An 11,830-nucleotide genomic window follows, 5' to 3' on the forward strand; every position below is an offset into this window, starting at 1 on the left:
CGCAGGCCCGCACTCCGGCACGCCTGCCCAAAAAAAAGCTGCCACGTTTGATCGTGACAGCCTTTGCAAAGGTAACCTTAACTGACGAGCATCAGGCACCTGGCGGGATTTTTTTGCGCAATCAGCCGTCAGGCTTTGCGGCTGAGTGTCGCCTGACCTTTACCCATCCCATCCGGACCATAGAAAGCCTGAGTCTGGTGCGGCTTCAGCACCTGCAGGGCATCCTGGGTAAAACGGATCTGATGTTGCAGCAGCATGCCATTATGCACGTTGGCATCCTGCAGGCGGCGGGTATGCTGCTCAATGCGCTGCCAGCGGCTCGCCATCTCGTTCTGACCACGATAAGGTGCCTGAGTTGCCAGACTTTGCTCGGCGGTACGGCGCATCTCATCCAGATAGTTCAGCGTACTGAGCAGCGCGCCTTTATCTTCGGTAATGCGCTGCAACAGGTTGCTGTTAATGTTTCCGGCCGACAGCTGCTGCTGTTCTTCTTCCAGCAGGGTCGACAGCGATGCCAGCACATCCTGCATCTTATCTAATGTGGTCAGCAAGTTACTCATGGGGACTAGTTACCCTCTAAATACGCCTTAGTGTCGGCAATCAGCGCGTCAGCGATCTTGCCGGTATCCATTTTCAGTTCGCCATTACGAATGGCGGTTTTCAGTTGTTCGACCCGCTGGACGTTAATGTCCTGGCTGCCCGGCTGCATCAGCTGTGACTGAGCGCTGCTCAGGCTGACCTGCGCGGCGGCGGGTGTGGTGCTGGCCGCCGGCGTGGTGCTTTGACGCACTTTAGGCGTGGCGGGCTCGCTGGTATCACGGCTCTGTACGGTGCTGGCGGGTTTCAGCGGTTGCGTTCTGTCGATGCTCATATTCAAGCTCCTGTACGGTCAGGGGAGTCTGCCACCTGAATCAGAATAGCGTAATTGCTTAGTTGATTCTTCTATCGGCAGAACAACTGGCTTCTTTAACGCTTTATAGTGTTATAAGAATATTCCCATCATCCCGCACCCGACCGCTGACGATCTGCCCGTTTCCCATCCGTACCCGCACCCACTGTGACTGGGTAGCGTTGTTCAGCGCCTTACCCTCACCGCTGGCGTCGAATCCGTCGCCACTGGCAATCACCATCACATTCTGACCCGCCTTGACCCGCCACGGCTGCCGTAGCATTGATGGATTAATCGGCTGGCCTGGCTGGATATCGCGCAGCACCACCGCATCCGCTACCGCCTCATCGTTGAGCAGCGAGCGCGCTGGCAGAACGTCCAGCCGGCCGGTCTGCAGGCTGAAATCAGCCGTGCTGACGCTGCTGCCCCGCGTTAACAGCCGGTTAGCCACCAGGTAAGACCCGGTAACCTGTACCTGGACCTGAATGTAGCGACGGTTCTCACCGCAGTTTGCCGCCACGCTCATGTTGCCCCACAGGCGGCTATTGCCTGGCAGCGTAAAGGCTGGCGTGTCGCAGTCGGGCCACTGGGCCTGCGGCGTACGGACCACCACCTTCATGCCCGCGGCGTGCTGTGCATCGCGTGCTTTAAAAAATTGTTCCAGTTGCGCACTGAAATCCCCGGCCGTCACCGGCAGGGCGATCAGGACCAGCAGGCTGGCCAGCAGGGTTTGATATCCACGCATGTGCTTTTCCTCACTGATGATGGCAACGAGTGTACGCGCAGCAAAAATTATTCAAGAGTCAAAATAGCGTGGGTTTTTGGCCTTATTCAGACGATCACCTCTTGCTTTTCCAAATTAAGCTGCCAGCTCGAAATTCTCATTCGCGGAGGAACCATGCTCGACAAACTGGATGCGGCGCTGAAATTTGGTACGGAAGCCCTCAACCTGCGTGCTCAACGTCAGGAGATCCTGGCGTCAAACATTGCCAACGCCGATACCCCTGGTTATCAGGCCCGGGATATCGACTTTGCCAGCGAGCTGAGTCGGGTGATGGCCAATGGTCGTGCAGAAGGCAGTAGCATGGCGTTAAAAGTCACGTCAGCTCGTCACATTGAAGCACAGACCAACGCGGCGCCGTCGATGGATATGCTTTATCGCATCCCCGATCAGCCAGCCGCCGACGGCAACACAGTAGATATGGACCGTGAACGTACCCAGTTCGCGGATAACAGCCTGAAATATCAAACCGATCTCACCCTTATCAGTAGCCAGATCAAAGGCATGATGAGCGTGTTACAAGGGCAATAATTATGGCCTTGCTCAACATTTTTGACATTGCCGGCTCAGCGATGACCGCGCAATCACAGCGATTAAACGTCAGTGCCAGTAACCTGGCCAACGCCGACAGCGTAACCGGCCCGGATGGGCAACCTTACGTCGCTAAACAGGTAGTGTTTCAGACCGATGCGGCACCTGGCGCGGCCACTGGCGGCGTGAAAGTGGCAAAGGTGGTAGACGATCCTACCCCGGCGAAGCTGGTGTACGACCCCGGTAACCCGATGGCGGATGCCAAAGGCTACGTAAAGATGCCGAACGTGGATGTGGTCTCTGAGACCGTCAACACCATGTCAGCGTCGCGCAGTTATCAGGCTAACGTCGAAGTGCTCAACACCGTGAAGTCGATGATGATGAAAACCCTGACGATCGGGCAATAACGGAGAAAAATTATGGCTATCGCGGTAGGCGTTAACGAGAAGCTGGACCCCACGGTCCTCAGCTCTTCCGGCACCAGTGGCACCGGCAACAGCGCGCAGGATCTGCAAAACCAGTTCCTCACGATGCTGGTGACCCAGTTACAGAACCAGGATCCCACCAATCCAATGGACAACAGCCAGCTCACCACTCAGCTGGCACAGATCAACACCCTGAGCGGGATTGAAAAGCTGAACACCACGCTGGGATCAATCTCCGGTCAGATCAGCACCAGCCAGTCGTTGCAGACCTCCACGCTGATTGGGCATGGCGTGATGGTCAACGGCTCACAGGTACTGGTCGGCAGCGGCACCACCACCCCGTTTGGTGTGGAGCTGGCGTCGGCCTCAACCGCGACCGCCGCCACGATTAAAGATGCCAGCGGCGCGGTGATTGATACCGTCGACCTCGGCGCACTCAGCGCCGGCGTTCATACCTTCTCGTGGGACGGCAAACTGAGCGACGGTTCAACCGCGCCTGACGGTAAATACAGCGTTGCGATTGCGGCAAGCAATGGCAGCACACAACTGGTGGCACAACCGCTTAACTACGCCTACGTCAATGGGGTAAGTACCGCGAACGACACCACAAAACTGGATCTCGGCACCATGGGCTCCGCTTCCCTTGACGAAGTACGTCAGATTCTCTGATTAACCTGTAGACAGGAGACACACACATGTCATTTTCCCAAGCGGTCAGCGGCCTTGGCGCTGCCTCAAGTAACCTTGATGTCATCGGTAACAACATCGCCAACTCCGCGACAGCGGGTTTTAAATCAAGCACCATCGCCTTTGCCGATATGTTTGCCGGTTCTAACGTTGGCCTCGGCACCAAAGTTGCTGCGGTGATTCAGAACTTTAACGACGGTTCGACCACCACCACCAGCCGTGGCCTCGACGTTGCGCTGAGCGGCAACGGTTTCTTCCGTATGACGGACACCAGCGGCGCGGTTTACTATTCGCGTAACGGTCAGTTCACACTGGATGCCAACCGTAACCTGATCAACACCCAGGGTCTGAACGTGACCGGTTATCCGGCCAGCGGCTCACCGGCCACCATCCAGGCGGGTGCAAACCCGGTAGCGATCAGCATTCCGACCGAGCAGATGCCAGCACGTGCCACCACCACCACCGGCCTGGTCGCGAACCTGAACTCCACTGACACTGCCCCGACGGTCACGACGTTCTCTACTGCTAACGCCGACAGCTATAACAAAAAGACCACGGCGACCGTGTACGACTCGCAGGGTAACGACCATGCGCTCGACATGTACTTTGTCAAAGACACCGCCAGCAACAGCTGGACCGTGCACGCCATCGACGCCAACACCGGCTATTCCGCAGGTGACTTCAAAATGGCGTTCGACACCAGCGGCAAACTGACCAGCATGGATAAGCTGGACACCGATGGCGACGTGGTCAGCAGCACAACCGATGGCACCGTGGGCTTAACCCTTAACATACCGGCGACAGGCCAGACGGAAGCAGCCAACGGTGCAGTGGCTAACCAGCCGATCACCCTGAGCATGCTGGGCAGCCTGCAGCAGAACACCGGTGCTACCACTTTCGGCAGCCCGACCCAGGATGGTTATGCGCCTGGCGATCTGACCAGCTACGCCATCAACGATGACGGCACCATTACCGGCACTTACTCCAACCAGAAAACCCAGCTGCTGGGTCAGATCGTACTGGCAAGCTTCTCTAACCCGGAAGGCCTGCAGTCACAGGGCGATAACGTCTGGTCTGCCTCTAACGCTTCAGGTCAGGCAGCGATTGGTCTGGCGAACACCGGCACCTTCGGCTCACTGACTGCCGGCGCGCTGGAAGCCTCTAACGTCGACATGAGTAAAGAGCTGGTGAACATGATCGTCGCGCAGCGTAACTATCAGGCGAATGCGCAGACCATCAAAACTCAGGACCAGATTCTTAACACGCTGGTTAACTTACGTTAATTCGCTAACAGGATTGCTTTATGGATCACGCGATATATACCGCGATGGGCGCGGCCAGCCAGACGCTGGATCAGCAGGCGGTTACCGCCAGCAACCTCGCCAACGCCTCAACGCCAGGCTTCCGTGCGCAGCTTAATGCGCTGCGTGCGGTGCCGGTCAATGGCTGGTCTCTGCCGACCCGCACGCTGGTGACGGCATCAACGCCGGGTGCCGATATGAGTCAGGGCACCATGGATTACACCGAGCGCCCACTCGACGTGGCGGTGCAGCAGGATGGCTGGCTGGCGGTGCGTACCGCTGACGGCAGCGAAGCCTATACCCGCAACGGCAACATGCAAATCAGCCCGAACGGTACGCTGACGATTCAGGGCAATCCTGTGATGGGCGATGGCGGTCCGATTGTGATCCCGCAGGGATCGGAAATCACCATTGCCGCCGACGGTTCCATCACCGGCCTGAATGCCGGCGATGCACCGAATGCCACTGTCCAGCTTGGTAAGCTCAAGCTGGTGCGCGCAACCGGCCAGGAGGTGCAGCGCAGCGACGACGGCATGTTCCGTCCGACAGCCGCCACGCAGGCCACGCGCGGTGCGGCGTTGCAGGCTGACCCCACCATGCAGGTGATGCCGGGTGTGCTGGAAGGCAGCAACGTGAAACCGGTGGAAACCATGGTCGACATGATCGCCAACGCCCGACGTTTTGAGATGCAGATGAAAGTCATCACCAACGTCGATGAAAACGAACAAAAAGCCAACCAGCTGCTGAACATGAGCAGCTAAGGCGCGAGGATAACAACATGATTCGTTCTTTATGGATCGCGAAAACCGGTCTTGATGCGCAGCAGATGAACATGGACGTGATTGCCAACAACCTGGCAAACGTCAGCACCAATGGCTTTAAGCGTTCGCGTGCGGTGTTCGAAGATCTGATGTATCAGACCATGCGTCAGCCGGGCACCCAGTCGTCAGAACAGACTACGCTGCCCTCTGGCCTGCAGATTGGTACCGGTGTGCGTCCGGTGACCACTGAACGTCTGCATACCCAGGGCAACCTGTCGCAGACCAGCAACTCGAAAGATATCGCGATTAATGGTCAGGGCTATTTCCAGATTCAGATGCCGGATGGCACCTCAGCTTATACCCGTGACGGCGCTTTCCAGGTCGATCAGAATGGCCAGCTGGTAACCAACTCCGGCTTCCCGGTGCAGCCAGGCATCACCATTCCGGCCAACGCCACCAGCATCACCGTGGCGCGTGACGGGGTAGTGAGCGTGACGCAGCAGGGACAGACCCAGGCGACTCAGGTCGGCCAGTTAACCCTGAGCACCTTTATGAACGATGCCGATCGATAGCGTCGGTGAAAACCTTTATCAGGAAACGCAGGCATCGGGTGCGCCGACCGACAGCACCCCAGGCCAGAATGGCGCGGGTCTGCTCTACCAGGGCTATACCGAAACGTCGAACGTCAACGTGGCGGAAGAGCTGGTCAGCATGATCCAGACCCAGCGCGCCTATGAAATCAACAGCAAAGCGATCAGCACCTCCGATCAGATGCTGGCGAAACTGACCCAGCTTTAATCCCCAACAGGGCCAGTTCCGGCTGGCCTGAAGAACAGACACAGATAAGGTCGTGACTCCGTGGCGAAGCAACAGATTCTCAAGCCTGGACATTGGTTAGTCGCCTCGTTGCTGCTAACCCTTAACGGTTGTGCACTGGTACCGCGTACACCGCTGGTAGAAGGGGCGACCACGGCGCAGCCGATGCCGTCCGCGCCACCGGTGGTAAACGGCTCAATTTTCCAGGGCGTTGCGCCGCTCAACTACGGCTATCAGCCGCTGTTTGAAGATCGCCGCCCACGTAACATTGGCGACACCCTGACGATTACGCTGCAGGAAAACGTCAGCGCCAGCAAAAGCTCCTCGGCGAATGCCAGCCGCGATGGCAGCAACAGCTTCGGTTTAAGCGCGATTCCGACCGGGCTGGCAGGGCTGGTGGGTGCCAGTGGCGAAAAAGCCAACTTTGGCGCCGAAGGCAAAAACGATTTCGCAGGTAAAGGCGGCGCCTCCGCCAACAACACCTTTACCGGCACTATTACCGTCACCGTGGATCAGGTGTTGTCGAACGGCAACCTGCACGTGGTGGGCGAGAAACAGATCGCCATTAATCAGGGCACGGAGTTCATTCGCTTCTCGGGCGTGGTTAACCCACGCACCATCAGCGCCAGCAACGCCGTGTTATCTACCGCCGTCGCCGATGCACGTATTGAGTACGTTGGTAACGGTTATATCAATGAGGCGCAGACCATGGGCTGGTTACAGCGTTTCTTCCTGAACATCTCGCCGATGTAAGAGGTTTCAATGAAAAAGTTAACGCTGTTGCGAATGGGAGTGGCACTGCTGCTGGGCGTCAGCCTGCTGGCAAAGGCCGATTTGATTCGCGATTTAACCACCGTACAGGGCGTGCGCGAAAACCAGCTGCTCGGTTATGGGCTGGTGGTCGGGCTGGACGGAACCGGTGACCAGACCACCCAGACGCCATTCACCACCCAGACGGTGAGCAACATGCTGTCACAGCTCGGGATTACCGTACCGACCGGCACCAACATGCAGCTGAAAAACGTGGCGGCAGTGATGGTGACCGCCAAACTGCCCGCGTTTGCCCGTCAGGGGCAGACGCTTGACGTGGTGGTGTCGTCACTGGGTAACGCCAAAAGCCTGCGCGGCGGAACGCTGCTGATGACTCCGATGAAAGGGGTCGATAACCAGGTCTATGCGCTGGCTCAGGGGAACATCCTGGTCGGCGGTGCTGGTGCTTCGGCAGGCGGCAGCAGCGTACAGGTTAACCAGCTGAACGGCGGCCGGATTACCGGTGGGGCGACGGTTGAACGGGAACTGCAGAGTAACTTTGGTTCACAGAACACCCTTAACCTGCAGCTCAACAGCGAAGATTTCTCAATGGCGCAGCGGATTGCCGATGCGATTAACGCACGTGGCGGTTACGGTGCTGCCCAGCCGCTGGATGCCCGAACTGTGCAGATCCGCGTATCGCCGAATAACGGTGCACAGGTGCGGCTGCTGGCGGATATCCAGAACATCAACGTTTCGATACCGGTTGAAGATGCGAAAGTGATCATCAACTCCCGTACCGGTTCCGTGGTGATGAACCGCGAAGTGACGCTGAATCAGTGTGCGGTGGCGCAGGGTAACCTGTCGGTGACGGTCAATCAGCAGCAGAACGTCAGTCAGCCTGATACGCCGCTGGCCGGTGGTCAGACGGTGGCCACTACCCAGACCCAGATCGATCTGCGTCAGACCGGTGGTGCGCTGCAACGTGTCAATGCCAGTGCCAACCTGAACAACGTGGTGCGCGCGCTGAACGCGCTGGGCGCATCGCCTATCGAGCTGATGTCGATTCTGCAATCGATGCAGAGCGCTGGTTGTCTGCGCGCTAAACTGGAAATTATCTGATGACGGATACGCAATCTCTGATGAGTGCGGCTTACGATAGCCGCTCACTGAACGAACTGAAACACCAGGCCAGCGGCGATCCGAAAGGGAAAGCGCTGCAGGTCGCACGTCAGGTCGAAGGGATGTTTGTACAGATGATGCTGAAAAGCATGCGTGAGGCGTTGCCGCAGGATGGAATGATGAGCAACGAACAAACCAAACTTTTTACTTCAATGTACGATCAGCAGATTGCGCAGGAGATGGGCAAACGCGGCCTCGGACTGGCGGAAACCATCGTTAAGCAGATGCAGCCCGCCACCGCACCAGATGAGAAGGCCGGCACGGTGCCAATGAAGCTGGATAATAGCTTCATTCTGAGCACCGTGGGCGCGGTGCAACAGCCGGCGCAGCAGCTGGAGCAGATGGTGCGCAAAGCCATGCCGCGTCTGCCGGTCTCCTCACCGACCGGCCTGCCGACCGACAGCCGCGAGTTTATTGCACAGCTGACGCAGCCGGCACAGGCCGCCAGTCAGCAGAGCGGCATTCCTCACCATCTGATTCTGGCGCAGGCGGCGCTGGAGTCGGGCTGGGGCCAGCGCCAGATCCTGACCCGCGATGGCAAGCCGAGCTACAACGTGTTCGGCATTAAAGCCAGCGGTGGCTGGAAAGGCGAGACTACCGACATCATGACCACCGAATATGAGCAGGGCGAAGCGAAGAAAGTGCGCGCCAGCTTCCGGGTTTACAACTCCTATTTCGAAGCCCTGACTGATTACGTCAGACTGATTACCAACAATCCCCGCTACGCGGCCGTGGCTAACGCGTCAAGCGCCGAGCAGGGCGCGCAGGCACTGCAGGCGGCGGGTTACGCGACCGATCCCAAATATGCACAAAAGCTGGTGGGAATGATTCAGCAATTCAAGAGCATGGGCGACAAAGTCGTTAAAGCCTACAGCCAGGATTTAGGCGACCTGTTCTGATCATTGAGCCTCAAGTTTCACTTAAGCACGCCGATAACACCATCATAAGCCAGATGCGTTTTCGCCTGCTGGCGCCCACTTTGATGACTGCCAGCCCGGTTGACGGGGAATGTAAGGAACCGAGATGTCCAGCATAATTAACTCCGCGATGAGCGGATTGAGTGCCGCGCAGGCCGCCCTGAGCACCACAAGCAACAACATTACCAATTACACCGTGGCGGGCTATTCACGCCAGACTACTATCCTTGCCCAGGCTAACAGTACCCTGCAGGGCAATAGCTACTATGGCAACGGGGTTAACGTGACCGGCGTTCAGCGTGAATATGATGCGTTTATCGCCGCCCAGTTGCGCGGCTCCAGCGCGAACTACAATGCGGTAAACACCCAGTACAGCCAGATTTCTAACATTGACGATCTGTTATCGACCTCGACTACCAGCCTGTCGACGTCGATACAGAGCTTCTTTACCAACCTGCAGAACGTGGTAAGTAACGCCAACGATCCGTCGGCACGCCAGTCAATGCTGAGCAATGCCCAGGGGCTGGTCAGCCAGTTCCAGACCACCTCGCAGTATCTGACCAGCATGCAGAACAGCGTTAACAGCGATATCGGCTCCAGCGTGGATAAGGTCAATACCTACACCACGCAGATTGCGGATCTGAACAAGCAGATCGCCAGACTGACGACCGGCACCGGTACGGCACCGAATGACCTGCTGGACAAGCGCGACCAGCTGGTCAGCGACCTGAACAATGTGGTCGGCGTGACCGTGTCGGAACAGGATGGAAGCTATAGCGTTTCAATGGCAAACGGCCTGACGCTGGTCAACGGCACTAACTCAAACCAGCTGGTGGCAATGACCTCCAGCAGCGATCCGACCCGTACGACCATTGGTTATGTGGATAAACAGGCCGGTAATGTCGAGATCCCGGAAAAACTGATTACCACCGGTTCGCTGGGTGGCCTGCTGGCGTTCCGCTCGCAGGATCTCGATCTGGCGCAGAACCAGCTCGGCCAGCTGGCCGCAGCCTTTACCACCAGCTTTAACGCCGTGCATAAACAGGGCTTTGACAGCAACGGTGATAAGGGCGTTGATTTCTTTAATATCGGCACGCCGACCGTGGTCAGTAACAGCAAAAACAGCACCGCAACCTCGGTCACCGCTGAGTGGACCGACACCAGTGCGCTGAAAGCCTCTAACTACACCCTGAGCTATGACGGCAGCAACTGGACCGCGACCCGCGCGTCTGACGGTGTCTCCGTCGCCATTAACCAGGCAAAGGAGAGCAATGGCGACACCACGCTGAGTTTTGACGGTCTGAAGCTGACCGTCGGCTCAACCCCTGCGCCGGCTGCCAAAGACAGTTTCCTGGTTAAGCCGGTGCAGAACGCGATTAACGACATGTCAGTGGCCATCACCAGCGAATCACAGATCGCCGCTGCCGGTGCAACAGGTGGCGAAAGCGATAACCGTAATGCGCAGAAGCTGCTGAACCTGCAGGACAGCAAACTGGTTGGTGGCAACGCCACGCTGGCACAGGCTTACGCCAGTATCGTCAGCACCGTTGGCAACAAAACCAGCTCGCTGGAAATCACCAGCACCACGCAGGAAAGTGTGGTCAGTCAGCTGACCGACCGGCAGCAATCGGTCTCTGGCGTTAACCTCGATGAAGAGTACGCCAACCTGACAAAATATCAGCAATATTACATGGCAAATGCGCAGGTGCTGCAGACTGCCAGCACCATCTTTGATGCATTGATCAATATTCGCTAAGGGTAGGGGATAGCATGCGAATCAGTACAAATATGATATTTAACCAGCAGGTGCGTGGGATTACCGACTCGCAAGCCTCCTGGCTGAAAGTGGGCGAGCAGCTTTCCAGTGGCCGCCGCGTCACCAATCCGTCAGACGATCCCATTGCCGCTTCACGCGCGGTGGTGTTGTCGCAGACGCAGTCGCAGAGCAGCCAGTACGCGCTGGCGCGCACCTTTGCTGACCAGGGATTATCGCTGGAAGAAAACGCGCTGAAAGGCGTGACCGGCAGTATTCAGGATGCGCAAACGCTGATCGTCAGCGGTTCAACCGGCACGCTGAGTGACGATGACCGTGGCTCGATTGCGACCCAGCTGGAAGGGATCCGCGCCCAGTTACTCAACCAGGCTAACAGCCAGGATGCCAACGGTCGCTATATCTTTGCCGGTTACAAAACCGACAGCGCGCCGTTTGTGGATGGCGCCGGCACTGGCGTGAGCTATGCGGGCGGGACCGATGCTATTACCCAGAAAGTAGACAGCAGCCGCAGCATGACCGTCGGCCATACCGGTGACGGTATCTTCATGGCGATCACCGGCAATGCCACCAAAGAGCCGGACGGCAGCGCCAGCGAAACCAACCTGTTCGCCATGCTGGATAGCGCCATTGCCGCGCTGAAAGTGCCGCAGGATGATGCGGATGCCGCGACCAGGCAGACGTTCCAGGATGCGATGGATAAAACCAACCGCGGTCTGGGCAACTCGCTGAACAACGTTTTAACCGTGCGCTCCGAAATCGGGACTCAGCTGTCGGAACTCGATACGCTGGATGCCCAGGGCGACGATCGTAACGTGATTTACAGCTCGCAGATGAGCGATCTGGTGGATGTGGATTATACCCAGGCGATTTCCAGTTACACCATGCAGCAGACGGCGCTACAGGCGTCGTACAAAACCTATACCGATATGTCTAAGATGTCTCTGTTCCAGCTGAATTCATAATCTGACCTGAAAATTTGAGCGTACTTTAACCGGGTGCGCTTAGTTTCTCCCATC

Annotated in this window: 13 protein-coding genes and 1 pseudogene; 11 read left to right on the forward strand and 3 right to left on the reverse strand. The window is 57.5% G+C overall.

Features of this window, described 5'->3' with window-relative positions:
• Window positions 1-128: 128 nt before the first annotated feature.
• The 3 genes from flgN to flgA all read right to left on the reverse strand — a co-directional run bounded on the left by flgN (window position 129) and on the right by flgA (window position 1,634).
• A complete protein-coding gene (flgN, locus tag HA41_RS08280) occupies window positions 129-560 on the reverse strand; it encodes a flagellar export chaperone FlgN (RefSeq protein WP_094120371.1) in 432 nt (143 codons plus the stop codon).
• Between the two features lie 5 nt (window positions 561-565).
• Window positions 566-871 carry a flagellar biosynthesis anti-sigma factor FlgM gene (flgM, locus tag HA41_RS08285; RefSeq protein WP_094120372.1) on the reverse strand — a complete coding sequence of 102 codons (306 nt, stop codon included), beginning with the start codon at window positions 869-871 and terminating at the stop codon, window positions 566-568.
• A gap of 103 nt (window positions 872-974) precedes the next feature.
• Complete coding sequence (gene flgA / locus HA41_RS08290) at window positions 975-1,634, reverse strand: flagellar basal body P-ring formation chaperone FlgA (protein ID WP_094120373.1); 660 nt, start codon at window positions 1,632-1,634, stop codon at window positions 975-977.
• 153 nt (window positions 1,635-1,787) lie between these two features.
• Between flgA and flgB the strand changes: the two genes are divergently transcribed.
• The 11 genes and pseudogenes from flgB to flgL all read left to right on the forward strand — a co-directional run bounded on the left by flgB (window position 1,788) and on the right by flgL (window position 11,776).
• Window positions 1,788-2,201, forward strand: coding sequence for a flagellar basal body rod protein FlgB (flgB, locus tag HA41_RS08295; RefSeq protein WP_094120374.1), 414 nt, complete (start codon window positions 1,788-1,790; stop codon window positions 2,199-2,201).
• A gap of 2 nt (window positions 2,202-2,203) precedes the next feature.
• Complete coding sequence (gene flgC / locus HA41_RS08300) at window positions 2,204-2,608, forward strand: flagellar basal body rod protein FlgC (RefSeq protein WP_031376557.1); 405 nt, start codon at window positions 2,204-2,206, stop codon at window positions 2,606-2,608.
• A gap of 12 nt (window positions 2,609-2,620) precedes the next feature.
• A complete protein-coding gene (gene flgD, locus HA41_RS08305) occupies window positions 2,621-3,295 on the forward strand; it encodes a flagellar hook assembly protein FlgD (RefSeq protein ID WP_094120375.1) in 675 nt (224 codons plus the stop codon).
• A gap of 26 nt (window positions 3,296-3,321) precedes the next feature.
• Window positions 3,322-4,596 carry a flagellar hook protein FlgE gene (flgE, locus tag HA41_RS08310; RefSeq protein ID WP_094120376.1) on the forward strand — a complete coding sequence of 425 codons (1,275 nt, stop codon included), beginning with the start codon at window positions 3,322-3,324 and terminating at the stop codon, window positions 4,594-4,596.
• 20 nt (window positions 4,597-4,616) lie between these two features.
• Window positions 4,617-5,375 carry a flagellar basal body rod protein FlgF gene (locus HA41_RS08315; RefSeq protein ID WP_094120377.1) on the forward strand — a complete coding sequence of 253 codons (759 nt, stop codon included), beginning with the start codon at window positions 4,617-4,619 and terminating at the stop codon, window positions 5,373-5,375.
• Between the two features lie 17 nt (window positions 5,376-5,392).
• Window positions 5,393-6,173 (forward strand): annotated as a pseudogene (flgG, locus tag HA41_RS08320) (flagellar basal-body rod protein FlgG).
• Window positions 6,174-6,233: 60 nt separating this feature from the next.
• Window positions 6,234-6,944: a flagellar basal body L-ring protein FlgH gene (locus tag HA41_RS08325; RefSeq protein ID WP_094120378.1), complete on the forward strand. Its 711-nt coding sequence runs from the start codon at window positions 6,234-6,236 to the stop codon at window positions 6,942-6,944.
• A 9-nt stretch (window positions 6,945-6,953) separates the two neighbouring features.
• Window positions 6,954-8,063, forward strand: a complete 1,110-nt coding sequence (locus tag HA41_RS08330; RefSeq protein WP_094120379.1) for a flagellar basal body P-ring protein FlgI — start codon at window positions 6,954-6,956, stop codon at window positions 8,061-8,063.
• Window positions 8,063-9,022: a flagellar assembly peptidoglycan hydrolase FlgJ gene (gene flgJ / locus HA41_RS08335; RefSeq protein ID WP_094120380.1), complete on the forward strand. Its 960-nt coding sequence runs from the start codon at window positions 8,063-8,065 to the stop codon at window positions 9,020-9,022. The genes HA41_RS08330 and flgJ overlap by 1 nt, the downstream gene beginning before the upstream one ends.
• A 124-nt stretch (window positions 9,023-9,146) precedes the next feature.
• Complete coding sequence (gene flgK, locus HA41_RS08340) at window positions 9,147-10,796, forward strand: flagellar hook-associated protein FlgK (RefSeq protein WP_094120381.1); 1,650 nt, start codon at window positions 9,147-9,149, stop codon at window positions 10,794-10,796.
• Between the two features lie 14 nt (window positions 10,797-10,810).
• The gene (gene flgL, locus HA41_RS08345; RefSeq protein ID WP_094120382.1) at window positions 10,811-11,776 is read left to right on the forward strand and encodes a flagellar hook-associated protein FlgL; all 966 of its coding nucleotides are present in this window, start codon (window positions 10,811-10,813) and stop codon (window positions 11,774-11,776) included.
• Window positions 11,777-11,830 lie beyond the last annotated feature (54 nt).

The sequence above is a fragment of the Pantoea conspicua genome (assembly GCF_002095315.1).
Lineage (GTDB): Bacteria > Pseudomonadota > Gammaproteobacteria > Enterobacterales > Enterobacteriaceae > Pantoea > Pantoea conspicua.